This is a genomic window from Ignavibacteriota bacterium (genome assembly GCA_016708125.1).
GTDB lineage: Bacteria > Bacteroidota > Ignavibacteria > Ignavibacteriales > Melioribacteraceae.
In genome coordinates this window covers 705824-726499 of the sequence record JADJGF010000001.1, presented here as the reverse complement: position 1 = coordinate 726499, position 20676 = coordinate 705824, and the positions used below count along the sequence as shown (strand labels likewise).

Annotated in this window: 18 protein-coding genes; 4 read left to right on the top strand and 14 right to left on the bottom strand. The window is 29.9% G+C overall.

The genetic code is table 11. From position 1 onward, the window contains the following. Nucleotides 1–20 precede the first annotated feature (20 nt). The 5 genes from rpsB to IPH62_03440 form a co-directional block, all read right to left on the bottom strand. Nucleotides 21–1232, bottom strand: a complete 1212-nt coding sequence (rpsB, locus tag IPH62_03460; protein ID MBK7104321.1) for a 30S ribosomal protein S2 — start codon at nucleotides 1230–1232, stop codon at nucleotides 21–23. A gap of 134 nt (nucleotides 1233–1366) precedes the next feature. Then, entirely contained in the window at nucleotides 1367–1753 is a 387-nt protein-coding gene (rpsI, locus tag IPH62_03455; GenBank protein MBK7104320.1) for a 30S ribosomal protein S9, read from the bottom strand. A gap of 16 nt (nucleotides 1754–1769) precedes the next feature. Continuing rightward, a complete protein-coding gene (gene rplM, locus IPH62_03450; protein ID MBK7104319.1) occupies nucleotides 1770–2210 on the bottom strand; it encodes a 50S ribosomal protein L13 in 441 nt (146 codons plus the stop codon). A gap of 96 nt (nucleotides 2211–2306) precedes the next feature. Then, entirely contained in the window at nucleotides 2307–3359 is a 1053-nt protein-coding gene (locus IPH62_03445) for a hypothetical protein (protein ID MBK7104318.1), read from the bottom strand. 106 nt (nucleotides 3360–3465) lie between these two features. After that, nucleotides 3466–4158 (bottom strand): DUF4412 domain-containing protein, encoded by a 693-nt coding sequence (locus IPH62_03440; protein ID MBK7104317.1) that lies wholly within the window; start codon nucleotides 4156–4158, stop codon nucleotides 3466–3468. Nucleotides 4159–4315: 157 nt separating this feature from the next. Here IPH62_03440 and IPH62_03435 point away from each other — a divergent pair, with 157 nt between their 5' ends. Next, complete coding sequence (locus tag IPH62_03435) at nucleotides 4316–5344, top strand: deoxyhypusine synthase (protein ID MBK7104316.1); 1029 nt, start codon at nucleotides 4316–4318, stop codon at nucleotides 5342–5344. A gap of 48 nt (nucleotides 5345–5392) precedes the next feature. Here the strand turns inward: IPH62_03435 and IPH62_03430 are convergent, their stop codons facing one another. Continuing rightward, a complete protein-coding gene (locus IPH62_03430) occupies nucleotides 5393–8101 on the bottom strand; it encodes a T9SS type A sorting domain-containing protein (GenBank protein MBK7104315.1) in 2709 nt (902 codons plus the stop codon). Nucleotides 8102–8384: 283 nt separating this feature from the next. Here IPH62_03430 and IPH62_03425 point away from each other — a divergent pair, with 283 nt between their 5' ends. Further along, on the top strand, nucleotides 8385–9773 hold the full coding sequence (locus IPH62_03425; GenBank protein MBK7104314.1) for an aminopeptidase P family protein: 1389 nt from the start codon (nucleotides 8385–8387) through the stop codon (nucleotides 9771–9773). 81 nt (nucleotides 9774–9854) lie between these two features. Continuing rightward, nucleotides 9855–12698, top strand: coding sequence for an FAD-binding oxidoreductase (locus IPH62_03420; GenBank protein MBK7104313.1), 2844 nt, complete (start codon nucleotides 9855–9857; stop codon nucleotides 12696–12698). Between the two features lie 4 nt (nucleotides 12699–12702). On the opposite strand, the gene IPH62_03415 is transcribed toward IPH62_03420, so the two are convergent. From IPH62_03415 to sufB, 7 genes are all read right to left on the bottom strand, one after another. Then, complete coding sequence (locus tag IPH62_03415) at nucleotides 12703–13173, bottom strand: Rrf2 family transcriptional regulator (GenBank protein ID MBK7104312.1); 471 nt, start codon at nucleotides 13171–13173, stop codon at nucleotides 12703–12705. Nucleotides 13174–13187: 14 nt separating this feature from the next. After that, nucleotides 13188–13724 carry a BrxA/BrxB family bacilliredoxin gene (locus tag IPH62_03410; GenBank protein ID MBK7104311.1) on the bottom strand — a complete coding sequence of 179 codons (537 nt, stop codon included), beginning with the start codon at nucleotides 13722–13724 and terminating at the stop codon, nucleotides 13188–13190. Nucleotides 13725–13745: 21 nt separating this feature from the next. Continuing rightward, a complete protein-coding gene (locus IPH62_03405; protein MBK7104310.1) occupies nucleotides 13746–14057 on the bottom strand; it encodes an SUF system Fe-S cluster assembly protein in 312 nt (103 codons plus the stop codon). 11 nt (nucleotides 14058–14068) lie between these two features. Next, nucleotides 14069–15343, bottom strand: coding sequence for a cysteine desulfurase (locus tag IPH62_03400; GenBank protein ID MBK7104309.1), 1275 nt, complete (start codon nucleotides 15341–15343; stop codon nucleotides 14069–14071). Continuing rightward, entirely contained in the window at nucleotides 15343–16656 is a 1314-nt protein-coding gene (sufD, locus tag IPH62_03395) for a Fe-S cluster assembly protein SufD (GenBank protein MBK7104308.1), read from the bottom strand. The genes IPH62_03400 and sufD overlap by 1 nt, the downstream gene beginning before the upstream one ends. 9 nt (nucleotides 16657–16665) lie before the next feature. Then, nucleotides 16666–17424, bottom strand: coding sequence for a Fe-S cluster assembly ATPase SufC (gene sufC / locus IPH62_03390; protein ID MBK7104307.1), 759 nt, complete (start codon nucleotides 17422–17424; stop codon nucleotides 16666–16668). Nucleotides 17425–17606: 182 nt separating this feature from the next. After that, nucleotides 17607–19064, bottom strand: a complete 1458-nt coding sequence (gene sufB, locus IPH62_03385) for a Fe-S cluster assembly protein SufB (protein ID MBK7104306.1) — start codon at nucleotides 19062–19064, stop codon at nucleotides 17607–17609. Between the two features lie 207 nt (nucleotides 19065–19271). On the opposite strand from sufB, the gene IPH62_03380 reads away from it, so the two are divergent. After that, on the top strand, nucleotides 19272–20282 hold the full coding sequence (locus IPH62_03380; protein MBK7104305.1) for a cytochrome-c peroxidase: 1011 nt from the start codon (nucleotides 19272–19274) through the stop codon (nucleotides 20280–20282). A 21-nt stretch (nucleotides 20283–20303) separates the two neighbouring features. On the opposite strand, the gene IPH62_03375 is transcribed toward IPH62_03380, so the two are convergent. Beyond that, a complete protein-coding gene (locus tag IPH62_03375; GenBank protein ID MBK7104304.1) occupies nucleotides 20304–20669 on the bottom strand; it encodes a hypothetical protein in 366 nt (121 codons plus the stop codon). Nucleotides 20670–20676: the final 7 nt, after the last annotated feature.

Sequence of the window (20676 nt, the reverse complement as noted above, 5' to 3'; positions counted from 1 at the left end):
TTTTTTAAACAATTTCTAAATTAATTTTCTTCTTTCGCTAAACCGGCTTCTTTGCTTTTAATCCATGCGAAATCTTTTTCCATCGCTTCTTGTGATTCATAGTAACAACTTCTGGCAATTTCTTGACCATTAGCAGCTTTTAGATTAAAGTAATACTTTTTATCTTCCAATAATCCAGTTGACCATCTTTTTTCATTTCCAGCATTTTTACCAACAGCATCAATTCCATTTAACATAGCTTGTTCAGTAGTATATCCTTCGGATCTTAGATAAGTTTTTCCGTCAGTTCCGTTAAATCCAAAATAGAATTCATTTTTCTCACTTGTAAATTTATGAAATCCGCTTTCACCTTTGTAAGATTGGCAAGGAAGATATTCATCAACTGATCCATCTTTTTTATCGGCAACTTTAAAATCTTTTCTTTCACCTTTTTCATTAAATTTTACTTTTCTGATTTTAGGTTTGGAAATTTTTTTATCATCGCTAACTTCTTCATCTTGTTTTTTCAATTTTTCTTTTTCTGCAGCTCTTTCTGCTTTAACTTCATCATATTTCAAACCGCCTTCAATAATTGCATCTGAAAATGCTTTTGTAATAATTTCTATTGCACGAACTGCATCATCATTTGAAGGAATTACGTAATCAATTGGATCCGGATTACAATTTGTATCAACAATAGCAAATAAAGGAATATTTAATCTTAGAGCTTCATTAATAGCAATTGATTCTTTTTTAATATCAACAATAAAAATTGCATTTGGCATTTTTTTCATTGTTTCAACGCCGTCAAGAATTTTTCTTAATTTATCTCTTTCTCTTGATTTAAATAGTTGCTCTTTTTTTGTTAATTTTTCAAAAGTACCGTCTGTTTCCATTTTATCAATTTTCTGCATTCTGCCGATACTTTTACGAATTGTAGAAAAATTGGTTAACATTCCGCCTAACCATCTTTCACTAACCCAGTTCATTCCGCATCTTTTAGCTTCTTGCGCAATTACACCTTTTGATTGTTTTTTTGTCCCAACAAAAAGTACGGTTCCGCCATCGGAAGCAATTTCTCTAATTTTATCTACAGCTTCTTCAATAGCAATTTGGGTTTTTTTAAGATCAATAATGTGGATTCCATTTTTCTCCATAAAAATATATGGTCTCATTTTTGGATTCCAACGACGTGTAAGGTGACCGAAGTGAGCACCTGCTTCGATGAGTTTGGTAAGTTCTATCTTTGCCATTTTTACTCCTGTTTAATCTTCTATTCTCTTCAACTTTACCTTAGATCCCTATTTTTTGGTAGGACACAGGCGGTAAATCAGAGAATATGAATGTTTGTGAATAATTGATTATATAATTTAATATCTCTATAATACTATCTTTTAGAGAATTGAAATTTCTTTCTTGCTTTTGGTCTGCCCGGTTTTTTACGTTCAACCATTCTAGGGTCTCTTCTTAATAAACCTTCAGGTTTTAATAATTTTCTTAATTCTGGGTTAATACTTATTAAAGCTCTTGAAATTCCCAAACGAATTGCTTCAGCTTGTCCGCGAACTCCTCCGCCTTCAACTGTTGCAAGAACATCATATTTGCCTAAAGTTTCTGTAAATTTAAATGGTGTAATTACATCATCTCTATTATCTGCAATTGGGAAGAAATTATCAAATTCTCGTTTATTTACTGTAACTTTTCCGGAGCCGTTTCTTAAAATTACACGCGCAACAGCATTTTTTCTTCTTCCTACAAAAATTTTATCTGCCATTTAATTTCCTATTAATTTATAAACTTAAAGCTTCAGGTTTTTGAGCTGAATGAGGATGTTGAGCTCCAGCATATACTTTTAATTTTTTTAATAATTGTCTTCCTAATCTATTTTTTGGAAGCATTCCTTTTACGGCTTCTGTAATAATATAATCTGGTTTTTTTGTTCTAACTTCAGAAAAAGACTTTGTTTTGCCTCCACCCGGATACATTGAGTGAGTAAAATAAGTTTTCATTAGTTCTCTTTTACCAGTTAATTTCACTTTTTCTGCATTTACAACAATTACAAAATCACCAGTATCTGTATTTGGTGTAAATATCGGTTTATGCTTTCCACGAATTACTGACGCAGCTCTTGCCGCTAATCTGCCTAAAATCAAATCATTAGCATCAATTACATACCATTTCTGATCGGCATCTTCTGTTTTAATAAATCGTGTTATTCTTTCTTGTTTCAACTATTTCCTCCGTTTAAAGAGATTTTTTTAGAGCTTGTAAATATATCTTAATGGATAAGAAATGTCAAGAAATTGAATATTAATTTATTTTTCACATTATTTTGAAAAATTATAGGGGATAAAAGCAAAAATTGTTTTGGGAAAAGTATCGGTAATTAATAGAAATCCTTTTTCATCTAATTTTGCTAATCCTTCCCAATTTCTGCTATCATTTTCCAACAATTTTAGATAAATAGGATTTTTATCAGAAATTGAAATTCTTTCATTTTTAATCTCAAATTCAACTATTCTTTCTATAACTTTAGCGTTTTGATGAGTTTCTCCAATTCCAAATTTGCTAAAAATTTCATCATTTGCGGGATTTAATTTTTTTTCATCTTTTGGGAAAAAATAATTTATTGTCCAAAAATTTCCGTTTTCATCAATTTCGGTTGCATCGGTTATTCTATATTCTAAATTAGGAAATTTTACTTTTTCCAATATTTCTAATTTATTGTTAAAAATATTTACAAATGTTTTTGGATTTACATTTTTTCCGTTTGCTTCATAAATCGGAATTATCGTATCATTTTTTGACGCAATTGCTTCGCAGCTTAAATTGTAAATTTCTACGGAAGTTGGAATTTCAGATACGGAATTTTTATCCAATGAAATTGTAAAATTTGTTGTATCAATTTCACCGGAAATTATTAAAGACCTCATTTTTCCATCATTCATACTTTCAATAGAAAGATATATTATATCATTAATTACAGAAATTGCTTCAAATCCGGAACCGCTGTTTAGAAATTCACCTAAATTGGAAAGATTTATTTTAAAAGTTTTGGGAGAAATTTCATTTGTTATTTTTGCGAAAAGATAATCTAATACCTCACTTTTTTTGATGAAATAAATTATTCCATTTTCATTCTGAGAAATAAAGTTTGGATATTGCGGAACTAAAAGTAGAAAATCGTTATACCAGCACATTCCGGAAATTTCAGAATTTCTACCGGAAATTTCTCCAGTTAAATGAATAATCTCCGGTTCAACTTCATCAATTATTTTAAATTTATTTTTATCAAAATTAGAATTTTCTTGAATTGTTGTACAAGAAAATATTATAAGAATTGAAAATAAAATTATGTAAAGTGAAAAGTTTTTCTTCATAATTAAGGAAAAAGGTTGTAAAAAAATAGAACACAGATTACACTGAAAAAACTGATTTCCGCAGTCTTTAAAATTCTAAAATATTTTGTTACAACCTTTTAAAATTTTACATTCCCGGAATTTTCATTTCATTATAGTCAGAAGGAACTTCGAACAAATCATTATTTAAAGATTGTTTATTTATTTCAACGGCTTCAAAAGTTGAAACTACTTCACCATCTGAATTTTTTGTAATTACTTGAAGCGGAAAATATCCTTTATCTTTTAATGAACTTCCCCAAGTTGGTGAATATCCGGCTCCCATTGGGTTTTCCATCAACATAAAATTTCCTAATTCATCAGTAATCCATGCTTCAACTTCATAACTATCATCATCCATTTCATTTTTATGAATCCATTGTTCGCATTCATATCCTAAAAATGTTTTTGTTTTTCCGGTTTTGTAATTCTCAAAATTAAATTCTTTCTTATCTTTTTCGTCATCATCATCCGATTTATCTTTTATCATATCGCCAAGTTTTGTAAAAAGTGAATTATTTAAATTCATATACATTTTATCTTCCGGCATCAGAATAAAAGAATTTTCTTTTGCATAAAGAAAAATTGCAGAAACATCTTCATCATCAAAGAGAGAAATTCTAAAATTTCCATCTTTTAAAAAATATTCCATTAAGTTTGATTCGTCATCATCATTTGTAATTTTAAATTTAACTTTTCCCTCAAAATTATTTTGAGCGTTAACAAAAATTGCTGTTGAAATAATAATTAGAATTGCGAGATTTAAAATTTTTCTAAGCATATTTTCTCCTTATCAATTTAAAAATTCTTTACAAAACTAAACTAACTCAATATAAATATTTTTGTGTAAAAACTAAATTGGAATTATAATTGACTTTTTAATTTTATAAAATGTAAAAATGATTTATCTTTGCGCTGTAATTAAAAGGAGAAAATAAATGCAAGAAAAAAAAGATTTTTTAAAAGATGTAATTGAACATATTGATATAAAAGAACATAACGTAATTAAGTTAGTTGATTCGATGGAAAAAATGGCATTTTCTGCAAGAGATTTGAATCGTGCCGCAAAAATTTACAACATGATGTTGGAAGATAAAAATTGCTCGGTAATTTTAACTTTAGCCGGAAGTTTATTCAGTGCCGGATTGAAAAAAGTTGTTTTTGATTTGGTAAATAATAATATGGTTGATGCAATTGTTTCTACAGGAGCAATTATGGTTGATCAAGATTTTTTTGAAGCATTAGGATTTAAACATTATTTAGGAACTCCGTTTAGCGATGATAATCAATTGCGCGATTTACACATTGATAGAATTTATGATACTTATATTGATGAAGATGAATTAAGAATTTGCGATGAAACAACTGAAAAAATATTTAATAGTTTGGAACCGAGACCATATTCTTCCAGAGAATTGTTATGGAATTTTGGAAAATATTTAGATGAAAACGGCGGACCAAAAGTTGATGACAGTGTAATTTATGCTGCGTACAAAAAAAATGTTCCGATATTTGTTCCGGCATTTTCAGATTGTTCAGCGGGATTTGGAATTGTTGTACATCAATATAATAATCCGGAAAAACATGTTTCGTTTGATTCCGGGAAAGATTTTCTTGAATTAACAAAAATTAAAATGAATACAAAAGAGACTGGAATATTTATGATTGGCGGCGGAGTTCCGAAAAATTTTACTCAAGATATAGTTGTTGCTGCGGATATTTTGATGGAAGATGCACCAATGCATAAATACGCAGTTCAAATTACTGTTGCGGATGAAAGAGACGGCGCACTTTCCGGTTCTACGTTAAAAGAAGCAAGTTCTTGGGGAAAAGTTGAAACAACATATGAGCAAATGGTTTATTCTGAAGCAACAATTGCAATGCCTTTAGTTGCCGGATATGCTTATCACAAAAGCGCTTGGAAAAGTAGAGAGAAAAGAGAGTTTCAAAAATTGTTTTTAAAATGATTAACTAAAACCTCAGAGGTTTTAAAAACCTCTGAGGTTTAATAAAAACTATTTTAATAAAATCATTTTTTTAGTTGAATTAAAATTTTCACCTTCTAATCTATAGTAATAAATTCCCGAAGCGAAATTTCCTCCATCAAAATCAACCGAATAATTTCCGTTAACAAGATTTTTATTAATCAATGTTTTAACTAATTCACCGTTACCGTTAAAAACATTTAACTTAACATATTGCGATTTGGGAATTGTAAAATTTATTTTTGTTGTTGGATTAAATGGATTAGGATAATTCTGATTTAATACAAATTCATTTTCAATTTTTACATTATCTTCAATATTTACGGCACCGTTTGGTTTACCGATAAATAATCCTCTTCCATGTGTTGCAACAGCAATTGTTCCATCTGAAGTTCTTGCATCAAGAAATTCTACAACAACATTTCCAATTTCATTCGAACTTTCTTGTTCCCAAATTGTACTTGTTCCATTTAAATTTGTCGTTGAATACAAACCTGTACTTGTTCCAACAAAATAGTATGTTGAATTATTATAAGGATGAATAATTGCTGATCGAATTGAAGGTCCCGGATTAGATTCATCTCCCGTTAAATTACCTTCAATTTCTGTGTAATTTTGTCCTCCATCAGTTGAGTGAAATAAACTTGCGATATTGTAATTAGAAAGTACAACAATTATTTCATTCCCATTATCTGGATTAATGGCTATGTTGTGAATATAACCTCCCAAACTGGCATCTGGAATTGAAATATCAATATTTCCAGTTATTGCACTATTTGCATTGGCAAGTTTGTAAATTTTTGGCGATTCATCAGATTTATATCCGGCATAATACAATAAGTTTAATGGATTTGATGTTGAAACATTAATTGCAGTTATTGAATATTCATCGGGCATTTTCATATTGGCAAGTTCAATCCATCCGCTTTCTGTTCCTCCTTGCAAATAAGGAGAAATTAAAGTGATTGCAGCATTTTTCCATACTGAATTTCCTGCTGGATAATACATAATATTTTCTTTATTTGCATCAATTACAAATGGGTTAATAAAAAGTTGCCCGGTTGCATTTAAAGGAGTAATTTCTGTCCAACCAGCATCAAAACTTGGAATACCAGAATTATCATAATTAAGTCTATAAATCTGTCCATCGTAAATTGAGGAATATGCGAATTTCCCGGAAGTAAAATGAGAATAACTACCATCGCCAGAACTTAAGTCAGAAGTTGCTTCATTTGAGTTATTCCATATAAAAAACGGTGTTCCATTATCTTGTGTTCCACCCATTATTCTAAAATCATCAGCTTTACTTGGAATACTTACGGTGTAAAATTGGGTTACATTATATCCATTATTTTTGTTTACCCAAGGAAAAAATTGAGAATATGAAACGTCAGAAATGTTATTAGAAAAACTTAAACCCCCATCATGCCCAACCCAAACTTGATTTGAATTATTAGGATCAAATGTTATGTTATGAATATCGGGATGTAAATTTGGATAGAAAAATTCACTTGAATGATATCCACCGATCCATCCTAATTTAGGATTAGTAATTGCTGTAGAAAATCCATCAGTTGATCTAAATAAACTAGTACCGGCAATTAAAACAAAATTATCATCATCAGGTTTTACTGCAATTGCTAAATTATAACTACTTTGAGTATATAAATGACCTTGATATTCGAAAGATTCAGAATCGAATTTTGGTAATTTAGCTGTTAAATTTTCTGTAACTGAATTATCCAAACTCAATTTGAATAATTTCACATCTTCATTTCCGTCAGTTAAATTATTACCGGTAAATGTGAGTATGTAAAAAATTGGTGTAGATAATTTTGAAGTTCCTAAAACACTTCTATGATGATCAGAAGGGAAATCCACCGGAGTAATATTTGTCCAACTAAATCCATTATTTGTTGATTTATAAATTCCCGGTGTATTCGTTTTTGTTTCATTAAATCCATAATCTGAAATTACTCCTATTAAAGTTCCATCAGATTTTACAATTATATCGCTATAATAATGGTCATTCAAAGCACCCAATGAAATATTAAAGTTTACACCACCATCGGTTGACTTAATAATTCCCAAACCATTAGCAACTGCAAATAAAGATCCAGTTGTTGGATGAATTAATAATTTTGACATATAATCAAAATTTGAATCCCATTTGGTTGGATTACTTTTTGAATTTTCAACAGCAGTCCAAGTTTCTCCATTGTCAATAGATTTAAACAATCCGTTTCCGTAATAACGAGCGGTAAATCCTCTATCTGATGCACTGTTTCCATTTATTTCACCACCACAAGCATACCAAGTATTTGTAAATCCGTTTCTTGGATCTTGTACAATTGATGTAATACTGAATGCTTCATTATTACCACTCTTTTGCTGCCAAGTTTCGCCATTATCAACTGATTTCCAAATTCCTCCGGAAACTCCACCGGCAATAATTGTATTTGAATTAGTTACATCAATTGCTAAAGCTCTTGTTCTTCCGCCGACATCGTTTGGTCCAACTTCTGTCCATACAAATCCAGTTGAACTATTTTTGTATAAATCAGTACTATTTTTTTTCGGTAATTTTTTTGCAAACTCTAATTCTCTTCGTCTAATATTTTCCGGAATTGAATTTGTTTTTGGATCACGGATAATATTAAAAAAATAATCAGTTCTTGCTTTTTTTCTTTCCTTTTTACTTAACTTTTTAATTTGCAATTCATTACGATCTATTTTCAAGTTATCAAACAAAATGCTAAACGAGAAATATGATAGTAGGAAAAAGATAGAAAATACTAGGAAATTAGTACTCAAAAGGTTTTTCATAATATGCTCAAATTTATGTTAGAAAAAATCATTTAAATATTTATTCACAATAAAATTATAGTTTATTCTTTAAAAAGTTGATTTTCATAATATGTAATAAGAAGTAAAAAATCAAAAATAAAATCTTTCTTAAAATAAATCTTAATGCTAATTTAATAATTAGTAAAGTTGAATTGTTAAAATTTTTGGAGATGTTATGTTTAAAACAGAAACTTATAAAAATAGAAGAGATGAATTAAAGAAAAAGTTCAAAGACGGAATTCTTTTATTCCTTGGAAATAATGAAATGCCAATGAATTATTTAGGAAACACATATCGCTTCAGACAAGATAGTTCCTTTTTATATTATTGGGGAATTAATGAAGCAAACTTAGCTGCAGTTATTGATATTTCGAAAAACAAAGAAATTATTTTTGGTGATAACAGAAGTTTGGATGACGTAGTTTGGATGGGCTTTGACGATACAATTGAAAATAAATCAGCAAAAGTTGGTGTTGAAAATACAAAACCTTTTTCCAAATTAGAAAGTTTTATAAGAAAGAAAATTTCTCATGGAAATAAAATTCACTATTTACCGCAATATCGATCAGATAATTTATTATTACTTCAAGAAATTTTGGATATAAAAGCTGGTGAAATTAATAACAATTCTTCAGTAAAATTAATTAAATCTGTCATTCAACAAAGGTCAATAAAATCTGAAGAAGAAATTACTGAAATTGAAAAAGCTCTTGAAGTAAGTTATTATATGAATATTACAGCAATGAAAGAAATTAAAGTTGGTATTACAGAAAGAGAAGTTTGCGGAAAAGTTGAAGGTATTGCAATTTCAAAAGGAAATGGAGTTTCGTTTCCAATTATATTTTCAGTTAACGGGGAAATTCTCCATAACCACTCGCATGAAAATATTATGCAAGATGGACAAATTGCAGTTCTGGATTCGGGTTCAGAAACAATGTTAGGTTATGCAAGCGATACAACAAGAACAATTCCGGTAAGTGGAAAGTTCACTCAAAAACAAAAAGAAATTTATAATATTGTTTTGGAATCACAACTTGAATCAATTAAAATGATGAAACCCGGAATTAAATATAAAGATGTTCATTTGAATGCAGCAAAAATAATTGCAAACGGTTTGAAAAAATATGGAATTATGAAAGGTAATATTGATAAAGCCGTTGAAGAAGGAGCGCATGCTTTATTTTTCCCGCACGGGCTTGGGCACATGCTGGGCTTGGATGTTCACGATCTTGAAAGTTTAGGCGAAAATTATATTGGTTATGATAAAACTGTAAAAAGAAGTAATCAATTTGGTTTAGCATATTTAAGATTAGCAAAAAAATTAGAAACGGGATTTGTCGTAACAGTTGAACCGGGATGTTATTTTATTCCCGCATTAATTGATAAATGGAAAAGTGAGAAAAAATTTATTAAGTATATCAATTATAAAAAATTAGATGAGTACAGAAATTTTGGCGGAATTAGAATTGAAGATAATGTTCTAATAACGAAAGATGGAAATAGAGTTTTAGGAAAACCAATACCTAAAACAATTAAAGAAGTTGAATCTGCTTGTTCAAAATAATTTATAGAGTGGAATATCATTTAGATATTCCATTTTTATTTTTCTAAATTTAACTTATCAATACTTCTAAAAATCTTCAAAATGTTAAAAGAAAATTATCAAAGATTAATTAACGAATTAAAAATTGTAATCCCCCAAAATAGAATTTTCGAAGATGAACTAAATACTTTAGCTTACGGGACCGATGCAAGTTTTTATAGGTTGATTCCTAAAATTGTTGTAAAAGTAATTTCAGAAGAAGAAATTATTTTTATAATAAATTCATGTAACAAATTTAAAATCCCAATTACATTTCGTGCATCCGGCACAAGCTTGTCCGGTCAATCAATTTCAGATTCTGTTTTACTTGTTGCCGATAGGTCATGGAATAAAATTAAAATTTCCGAATGCAAAACTAAAATTACTTTGGAACCAGCTGTTTTAGGCGGAAGAGCAAATCTTGAACTTAGTAAATTCAACAAAAAAATTGGACCAGATCCTGCTTCAATAAATGCTGCAACGGTTTGCGGCATTGCATCAAATAATGCAAGCGGAATGACGAGTGGTATAAAAAATAATGCATACAATACAGTTTCAGAAATGCGTATTGTTTTTCCAAACGGAAAAATTCTTGATACTTCAAACGCCGATCAGAAATTAAAATTTATAGAAGAAAATAGAAAATTAATTGTTGAATTATTAAATCTTTCAATAGAATTAAATCAAAATGAAATTTGTAGAAATAAGATTAAAAAGAAATATCAGATTAAAAACACTATGGGATATAGCGTAAACTCACTTATTGATTTTAAAGATCCCATAGAAATAATTAAACATTTAATGATTGGTTCAGAAGGCACGTTAGGATTTATTTCAGAAATTACTTTAAATACTGTGAATTCTTTTCCCTATAAAGGAACTTCACTAATAATTTTTCCAAATGTGAAAAAAGCTTGCTCAACAATTCCAATTCTTAATGAACTCCCAATTGATGCCGCAGAATTAATGGATAGAGCAGCTTTAAAATCTGTTGAAGATAAAAATGGAATGCCCGTTTACTTAAAAAATCTTTCGCAAGAATCTGCTGCACTTTTAATTGAAACTTCAGCTCCCGATGAAATTGTTTTAGATTTTAATATCAATAGAATAAAAAATGCGTTGAGTTTAGTAAAAACTGTAAGACCAGTTGAATTTACAAAGGATAAAAATGAATATTTGAAATTATGGAATGTAAGAAAGGGATTGTTCCCATCGGTAAGTAAATCAAGAAAAGAAGGAACAACCGTTATAATTGAGGATCTAAATTTTAATACAAAAGATTTAGCAAATGCCGTTGAAGATCTTAAATCAATTTTTGCAAAATATAATTATTCGGAAAATATTATTTGGGGACATGCGCTTTCGGGAAATATACATTTTGTTTTTGCGCAAGATTTTAACGATGAAAAAGAAGTCGATCGATATAAAAAATTTATGAATGAAGTTGTTGAATTAGTTATAAATAAATATGATGGCTCGCTTAAGGCAGAACACGGAACCGGAAGAAATATGGCTCCGTTTGTAAAATATGAATGGGGGAATGAGATTTATGAAATTATGATCAGAATCAAAAAATTATTTGACCCGAATGGAATTTTAAATCCAGGAGTATTAATAAATAATGATGAGTCAATTCATATAAAAAATTTAAAACCAACACCAATTGTAAATGAATTAATTGATAAATGTATTGATTGCGGATTTTGCGAAAATAATTGTCCTTCAAAAAATTTAACATTAACACCTCGACAAAGAATTACAGTTTGGCGAGAAATTAATAAAATGAAATCTGAAAGTATGAATATTGATTTAATCACAAAACTTGAAAATTCATACCAATATTATGGAGAACAGACTTGTGCAACTGATGGTTTATGCGAATTAAGTTGTCCGGTAAATATTGATACTGGAAAATTAATAAAGCAAATTAGAAGTTCATTGCACACAAAAAGTGAAAAATCTTTTGCGTTATTTATTTCAAAACATTTTTCAGCAATAGTAAGTTTTATAAAATTTGGATTAAACTTCGTAATAATTCTTCAGCAAATTTTTGGGGATAAATTTTTAAAAAGTTCATCAAATTTAACTAGAAGAATATTTAAAAATAAAACTCCAATGTGGAATGAAGCTTTGACGAAAGGAGCAAAATTTAATATTCAAAAACAAACAATTCAGCAATCAGAAAAAACTGTAATTTATTTTCCAAGCTGTATAAGCCGCACTTTTGGAAATCAAAAAAAATCAAAGTATAATGAAGAATTAAATTCAGCTATGGAAAATTTATTAAGGAAAGCTGATTATCATATTATTTATCCAGATAATTTAAATTCGCTTTGCTGTGGTATGCCTTTTTCGAGTAAAGGATTTTTTGATGCAGCCGAACAAAAAAGTAAGCAACTGATTTCAAGTTTAACTAAAGCAAGCAACAATGGACAAATAAAAATTATTTTTGATACGAGTCCATGTGTTAAAACTATTAAAGATGATTTACAAAAACTGAACAATCCACAATTGAAAATATATGATTCAATTGAATTCATTCATGATTTTCTATTAGATGAATTAGTTTTTAATACAATTGAAGATTCTATAACAATTCATACAACGTGCAGTGCCGAGAAAATGGATTTGAAAAACAAACTTATTACTATTGCAAAAAAATGTTGTAATAATGTTTTCATTCCGGAAGAAATTAATTGCTGCGGTTTTGCCGGTGATAGAGGATTTACACATCCCGAACTCAATGAATCAGCTCTAAAAAATTTAAGTGAATTTGTATCCGATCATAATTGTAAAAATGGTTACTCAACAAGCAAAACTTGCGAAATTGGTTTAACAAAACACAGTGGAATTAATTATCAATCAATTATTTATTTAGTTGATGAATGCAGTAAGGCAAAGAATTGAGTATTTAAGTAGATTCTTGAACTTCAATTTTTTTATTTGTTTCCTCAAAAAATATTTTTTCCGAATTTAGCAAATCTTGTAAAGTAAGATTATTCATAACTTGATCAATTGATTTTTGAATCAACTGCCAGAATGATCTAATTGAACAATCAGTTGAATGAGTGCAAGTAATTGATTCGGAATTATGTAATTGGCAATATGATGATTCAAAAAATTTACCGCCTAAAATACCCATCACATCGCCAATTAATATGTCTTTTGGATGCTTTGTTAAAGAATAGCCCCCAATTCTTCCTCTTTCGCTTTCTAAATATCCGTTCAATCTAAGAAGTCTTAATGTTTTGGCCACATTATCTTCTGAAATCCTTTCATTACTGCTGATATCCGGAATTGTTAAGCCCCCTCCTTTTGTATAAGAGTTTCCTAATCTAACTAAACATCTTAAGCCATATTCTTCTTGTGTTGTAAATTTCATTGTTTAGCAGAAATTTATTCGTCATTCAAAGGAATTCTTGAACCGCACATTTTAGCATGAACCAATTTATCATATTTTACCTTTGGGATTGAGGGACCTTGTTTTGTACAATAATTAGAAAAAATATTTTGAAGAACTTCGGCAATTTGTTCCGGTGATCTTCCTTCAATATGATGACGAGGCAGCATGAATATTACTTCTCCATTTTTTATCAATGCAGCTGAAGGAGATGAAGGAGGAAATTTTGCCAAATATTTTTCGCGTACAGTTGTTACTGCTAATTTATCTTGCCCTGCAAATACAGTCACAATATTATCTGGAATTAAATTATTTTGTAATGCCAATGAAACTCCTGGTCTTGCACTTCCGGCGGCACATCCGCACACCGAATTAATAAACACAAGAGTTGTTTCATCATTATTTTTTGACAAAATTTCATCAACTTGTTCTGATGTTGTCAATTCTTTAAATCCAATATATATTAACTCATCTCGCATTGGTTGAACCGCACGCGGATCATAGGTTGGAGAAAGATTATTTATTTCAAACATTTTTTTCCTTTCTAAAAACTATTATAAAAATCCTAAATTTAATTTTGCTTCATCACTCATCATATCCTTATTCCATGGAGGTTCCCAGACTAAATTAATTTTTACATCATTAACATTTTCAATTTCTTTAATTCGTTGCCTTACTTCTCCGGGTAAACTTTCAGCAACCGGGCATGCTGGTGAAGTTAGTGTCATCATGATTTCAACATTAGCACCATCATCTATTTTAATATTGTAAATCATACCAAGTTCGTAAATGTTTACGGGAATTTCCGGATCATAAACAGTTTCTAAAACAGAAATTATTTTTTGCTCTAAATATCCTTTATCAATCATTGAAGTACCTAAGAAAACATTTTTTTAACTTTTAAAAGTGCAGAATACAATTGATCAATTTCTTCAATTTTATTGTACATTGAAAATGATGCTCTTGCAGTCGCCGGTTGACCAAATCTCTTAATAAGTGGCATTGTGCAATGGTGTCCGGTTCTTATTGCAATTCCGTCCGTATCAATTATTGTCCCAATATCATAAGGGTGAATTCCTTTAATAACGAATGACACAACTGAAGCTTTTTCTTTTGCAGTTCCAATAATTTTCAATCCTTCAATCTGAAGCAGTCTATCGGTTGCATACTTTAATAATTTATCTTCATGTAGAGCAATATCTTCGGAGTTGAATGAGGTTAAATAATCAATAGCTGTTCCCAGAGCAATTCCTCCAACAATATTCGGAGTTCCAGCTTCAAATTTTTGCGGGAGATCATCATAAGTTGTCCCTTCAAACGTAACTTCTCTAATCATATCGCCGCCACCTTGAAATGGAGGCATTTTATCTAAAAATTCTGTCTTACCATAAAGAACTCCAATGCCGGTAGGACCAAAAACTTTATGTCCGGAAAAAACATAAAAATCACAATCCAAATCTTGAACATCAACCTTAACATGAGAAACTGCTTGGGCTCCATCTAACAAAACTGGGATATTAAATTCGTGAGCTTTCTTTACAATTTCTTTAACCGGATTTATTGTACCCAATGCATTTGAAATATGAACAACCGAAACAAGTTTTGTTTTAGGTGATATTAATTTTTCAAATTCTTCAAATATAAATTCACCGCTATCATTAACTGGAACCACTTTTAGAATTAAATTTTTTCTTTCACAAAGTAATTGCCAAGGGACAATATTAGAATGATGTTCCATATACGAAATTATAATTTCGTCACCTTCGGAAAAATAATTTGCTCTGCAAAGTGAATTAGATACTAAATTTATTCCTTCCGTTGCTCCTCGAACAAAAATTATTTCCGAAACACTCATTGCATTTAAAAACTCTTTTATTTTTAAACGAGCACTTTCATAAGATTCAGTCGCCAGTTCACTTAAGAAATGCAAACCCCTATGAATATTGGCATTTTCGTAAGTGTAATAATTTGTAATAGCATCAATTACAGATTGAGGTTTTTGTGAAGTTGCGGCATTATCCAAATAAACTAATGGCTTTCCATTAACAAATCTTTTTAGAATTGGAAAATCGTTTCTAACATCATCAACAAAAAATTTTCTAAAAGTTTTTGTTTGCTTTGTACTGTGCTTAATATCAACATCAAAATTCATTAGAATGCTTCTCTATGTAAATGCTCAAATATTATGTGATTTACTTTATCTTTTAATTGTTCTATTTTAATCTCACTTACTACATCATCGATAAATGCTCTTATGAGCATTGATCTTGCAGCTTCTGCAGAAACACCTCTTGATCGAATATAAAAATATGCTTGTTCATCAAGTTTTCCAACTGTTGCTCCGTGCGAGCATTTTACATCATCTGCATAAATTTCCAGTTGCGGTTTTGCATCAATGCTGGCTTCATTTGAAAGCAGTACTGATTTATTTGACTGAAACGCATTTGTTTTCTGAGCAATTCGATCAACTAATATTTTCCCGGAAAACACTCCTTTAGCTTTATCATCCAAAATACCTTTATATAATTCATTGCTCATACAATTTGGTTTTGCATGATTTATAAAAGTATGGTTATCAATATGCTGTTCATCATTTCCTAAGTATAACCCAAAAAGATGGCATTCAATATTTTCTCCATCTAATTTTGTGTTAATATCGTTTCTTGCAATTTTACTTCCGAATGAAAGCGAAAAGTGATTAAGAATGCTTGAATTATTTTGATGAATATCGGTTTTATCAATATGGAAAGCCAAGTTAGATTCATTTTGTATTTTAATAAAACTCAAATTTGCATTTTCTCCAACAGAAATATCAGTAATTGTATTTGTAAAATATTCTAATCCGTCTTTGCCAACAAAATCGTAAATAATATTTGCCTGAGTATTTGCCTCTGCAATTATTAAATTTCTTGGTTGAATTAGTTGTTTATTCGGGTTATCAATAGAAATGTTAAGAATATGTATTGGCTTTTCTACAATTTTATTTTTTGGAATATAAATAAAACAACCATCATAAGTAAAAGTATGATTTAATAATGTGAATGAATTTAAACCACTTTCTAACTTTGAAGAATATTTTGAAATTAATTCATGATTTAAAGTTGATTGTGAAAAAAAACTGTCAATAATTACATTATTTTCTATGTCGTTTAATTCAGATAATTCTTTGTTAAATATTCCATTTATGAAAACAACAAGATGGGTATCCAAATTTTGAATTTTATATTGATCTATTGAAATATTTTCAAAATCTTGCTTAACCAATGGGGAGGGGAAGAATTCATTATTTAGTATTGGAGAAATATTAGTGTATTTCCATTCCTCATTTTTCTTTGTCGGAAATTCTGATTTCTCAAAATCATTTGCTGCATCAGCTCTTAACTTTTTAAAATTATCATTATTTACTTTATCAAACTTTTGAAAATTTTCTAAATACCAATTTTTTATATTTTTTTCTTTGTTCATTATTTTGCCTTAAACAAGTTCAGTTTGTTCTTTAATGATCCAATCATAACCGCGTGCTTCTAATTCTAATGCTAAATTTTTATCACCGGATTTTACAATTTTTCCTTTATATAAAACATGAACAAAATCCGGAACGATATAATCAAGCAGTCTTTGATAATGAGTTACAAGAATTACAGCATTTTCTTTACTTTTGAATTTATTTACACCATGCGCAACAATTTTGAGTGCATCAATATCAAGACCGGAATCAGTTTCATCAAGTACTGCAAGCTTTGGATTTAGAGTTAAAAGTTGTAAAATTTCATTGCGTTTTTTCTCACCGCCGGAAAATCCTTGATTTACCGAACGACTAATTAATGCGCTATCCATTCCTAAGATATTTGCTTTTTCCTTTATAAGAATTAAGAAATCTTTTGCGGAAATTTCTTCTTGATTGTTATGCTTTCTAATTTCATTTATTGCAGTTTTTAAAAATACGGAATTACTAACACCCGGAATTTCAATTGGATATTGGAAGGCTAGAAATAATCCTTCGCGGGCTCTAACATCCGGTTCCATTTCAACAATATTTTTTTCGTTAAAAATAATTTCACCTTCGGTAACTTCGTAAGCTTCGTTTCCGGCTAAAACATTTGCCAAAGTACTTTTTCCGGAACCGTTTGGACCCATAATAGCATGTATTTCTCCGGCATTTACATCTAAATCGATTCCTTTTAATATTTCAGTACCTTCAACATTTGCATGAAGATTTTTAATCTTGATCATTTAATTTTCCTTTACTTTTTCAATTTCTGAATTCCCGACTAAAACATTCGGGAATGACAACTTTTATATTTAATTGTATTTTTTAGTTCTTCAAATTCTCAGATTTCTGACAATTTCTTACGAAATTTTCCGAATGACAATTCCATCTAATTTTGATTTATCATTTTTGAATTTTAATTTTCTTACCCTACACTTCCTTCTAGACTGATTGCAAGTAGTTTTTGTGCTTCAACTGCAAATTCCATCGGAAGTTCGTTAAAAACTTCTTTACAAAAACCGTTGACAATCATATTCACTGCATCTTCGGTTGAAATTCCTCTCTGGTTCAAATAAAATATTTGATCTTCTCCAACTTTTGAAGTTGTTGCTTCGTGCTCAACAGTAGCAGTATTGTTACTTATTTCTAAATATGGAAAAGTATGTGCACCGCAATTATTTCCCATTAGCATTGAATCACACTGTGAAAAATTTCTTGCGTTAGTTGCATTTTTCCCAACTTTAACCAAACCTCTGTATGAATTATTACTATTTCCGGCAGAAATTCCTTTTGATACAATTGTACTGCTTGTATTTTTTCCCAAGTGAATCATTTTTGTTCCGGTATCAGCTTGCTGATAATTATTTGTTACTGCAACGGAGTAAAATTCTCCAACTGAATTATCTCCTTGCAAAATACAGCTTGGATATTTCCAAGTAATTGCGGAGCCGGTTTCGACTTGCGTCCACGAAATTTTAGAATTATTACCTTTACAAATTCCGCGTTTTGTAACAAAATTATAAATTCCACCTTTACCTTCTTTATCTCCCGGGAACCAATTCTGAACTGTTGAATATTTAATTTCTGCATTCTCTAGAGCAACTAATTCAACAATTGCAGCGTGAAGTTGATTTGTATCTCTCAAGGGAGCTGTGCAACCTTCTAAATAACTAACGTAACTATTTTCATCAGCAATTATTAATGTTCGTTCAAACTGTCCAGTATCCATTGCATTAATTCTAAAATAAGTTGAAAGTTCCATAGGACATCTAACACCTTTAGGAATATAGACGAATGAGCCATCACTAAATACAGCAGAATTTAAAGTCGCAAAATAATTATCTGTTTGAGGAACAACAGATCCCAAATATTTTTTTACCAAATCTGAATGTTCTCTAATTGCTTCAGAAATCGAACAAAAAATAATTCCTTTTTCTGCAAGTGTTTCTTTGAAAGTTGTAGCTACGGAAACCGAATCAAAAACTGCATCAACTGCCACACCGCTTAAAATCTTTTGTTCTTCTAAAGGGATTCCTAATTTTTCAAATGTTGCTAATAATTCGGGATCAACTTGATCCAGACTTTCCAACTCCGGTTTTTTCTTCGGAGCAGAATAATATTTGAGATTTTGGTAATCAAATTTATCTTTTTTAATTTTTGCCCAATTTGGTTCTTCCATTGTTAGCCAATGCCTGTAAGCCTTTAACCGCCATTCGGTCATCCATTCAGGTTCATTTTTCTTTTGAGAAAGCAACCTAATTATACCTTCATTTAATCCTTTGGGAAATTCATCTTCTTCAATTTCGGTTACAAATCCCCATTTATATTCTGTATTGGTATGCTCTTCAATTATTTTAATATCTTCACGCAAATCTTCACTCATTTAAATAACCTTTTTTATTTCTGAAGTAAAAGTACGTAATCTTGCAAAAAAAATCAAGATTAGAAAAATTCCTTTTTTTCTTTTTCCAAATGTTAAAAAACAGAAAAAACTTAACAAGAAAATTTTTAATGATTATCTATTTTTTTATTTTAGTGTATAAATTATTCCAGAATTCATAAATAGAATTCCAAATAAAATGAGGTAAAAATGAGAAAAGTAATAAGTATTTTTTTGTTAGGCACAATTGCGTTGGCAATAATTGTCTCTTGCGGTGAATCTAAACCGGAAATTGATAAAATTGCATTGCAAGCAAAAGCGAACGGTATTTTTATGAAATTACCAGCTTCAATGCCGGGAGCTGAAACCGATACACCGGAAAAAATTGCATTAGGAAAAAAATTGTATTTTGAAGAAAAGTTATCTAAAACAAATACTCAATCTTGTAATACTTGTCATTCAATTGATCCCGGAAAAGCCGGAGTTGATAATAAACCAACTTCACCGGGAGCAAAAACCGGAACAATTGGTACAAGAAATTCTCCAACAGTTTTAAATGCGGGTTTTCAATTTGTACAATTTTGGGATGGAAGAGCAAAAGATTTAAAAGAACAAGCATTGGGTCCAATTTTAAATCCTCTCGAAATGGGAATGGATAATCCAAAAGAAGTTGAAGATAAATTAACTGCAATGCCGGAATATGTCGAAATGTTTGCAAAAGCATTTCCATCAAATCCAAAAATTTCTTGGGATAATTTAGGTGAAGCTGTTGCCGCATTTGAAAGAACATTAATTACAAAAGATAGATTCGATTTCTTTTTAGGCGGAAATCCAAATGCATTGACTGATGAAGAAGCTCAAGGTTTGGAAATTTTTATGAACAAAGGTTGTACCACTTGTCATACCGGTCCACTTTTGGGCGGAAACATGTATCAAAAAATGGGATTGTACAAACCTTATTCAGATACAAAAGATATGGGCAGATTTGATATTACAAAAAATGAAGCAGAAAAATTTATGTTTAAAGTTCCGACTTTAAGAAATATTGCTTTAACCGCTCCATATTTCCATGATGGTGCTTCGGCAACTTTGGAAGATGCAGTTACACAAATGTCAAATATGCAATTAGTAAATCCGCTTACTCCGGAAGAAGTTAAAAAAGTTGTAACATTTTTTGGTGCGTTGACGGATATTGAATTAGCGAAAGCAAATAAAAAGTAGTTAGTAAAAAGAAGTTAGAATTTAGGAGTAAAAAACAGAAACCTCGGAAGTTACAAAACTTTCGAGGTTTTTTATTACGTACTCCGAAGATAAGATCTTTTGGAAGATCGAATCTTTTAAAAATCTCTTTTTCAATTTGAAAATTTTAAAAATTTTGGAATTAATGTTTTTCCCAAAAAATTGTCCGAGAAAAAAACTTCCAATCAAAATTGGATAAGTATAAAATTCAAACCCAATATTAGAATAAATTCTTAGTAAAATTACGAATGGAACCGGAAGGTGAATTGCTAAAAACCATTGCGGTGAAAATTTTTTAACTTTTGATCGCCAATATCCAAATGGTAAATTTATTAAAAAGACTGAAATTGCAACTATAAAAATTATCATGGATTTT

Coding starts and splice junctions, on each gene's coding strand:
- rpsB (MBK7104321.1), bottom strand. CDS start 1,232: ATGGCAAAGATAGAACTTACCAAACTCATCGAAGCAGGTGCTCACTTC.
- rpsI (MBK7104320.1), bottom strand. CDS start 1,753: ATGGCAGATAAAATTTTTGTAGGAAGAAGAAAAAATGCTGTTGCGCGT.
- IPH62_03445 (MBK7104318.1), bottom strand. CDS start 3,359: ATGAAGAAAAACTTTTCACTTTACATAATTTTATTTTCAATTCTTATA.
- IPH62_03440 (MBK7104317.1), bottom strand. CDS start 4,158: ATGCTTAGAAAAATTTTAAATCTCGCAATTCTAATTATTATTTCAACA.
- IPH62_03435 (MBK7104316.1), top strand. CDS start 4,316: ATGCAAGAAAAAAAAGATTTTTTAAAAGATGTAATTGAACATATTGAT.
- IPH62_03425 (MBK7104314.1), top strand. CDS start 8,385: ATGTTTAAAACAGAAACTTATAAAAATAGAAGAGATGAATTAAAGAAA.
- IPH62_03420 (MBK7104313.1), top strand. CDS start 9,855: ATGTTAAAAGAAAATTATCAAAGATTAATTAACGAATTAAAAATTGTA.
- IPH62_03415 (MBK7104312.1), bottom strand. CDS start 13,173: ATGAAATTTACAACACAAGAAGAATATGGCTTAAGATGTTTAGTTAGA.
- IPH62_03410 (MBK7104311.1), bottom strand. CDS start 13,724: ATGTTTGAAATAAATAATCTTTCTCCAACCTATGATCCGCGTGCGGTT.
- IPH62_03400 (MBK7104309.1), bottom strand. CDS start 15,343: ATGAATTTTGATGTTGATATTAAGCACAGTACAAAGCAAACAAAAACT.
- sufD (MBK7104308.1), bottom strand. CDS start 16,656: ATGAACAAAGAAAAAAATATAAAAAATTGGTATTTAGAAAATTTTCAA.
- sufC (MBK7104307.1), bottom strand. CDS start 17,424: ATGATCAAGATTAAAAATCTTCATGCAAATGTTGAAGGTACTGAAATA.
- sufB (MBK7104306.1), bottom strand. CDS start 19,064: ATGAGTGAAGATTTGCGTGAAGATATTAAAATAATTGAAGAGCATACC.
- IPH62_03380 (MBK7104305.1), top strand. CDS start 19,272: ATGAGAAAAGTAATAAGTATTTTTTTGTTAGGCACAATTGCGTTGGCA.
- IPH62_03375 (MBK7104304.1), bottom strand. CDS start 20,669: ATGATAATTTTTATAGTTGCAATTTCAGTCTTTTTAATAAATTTACCA.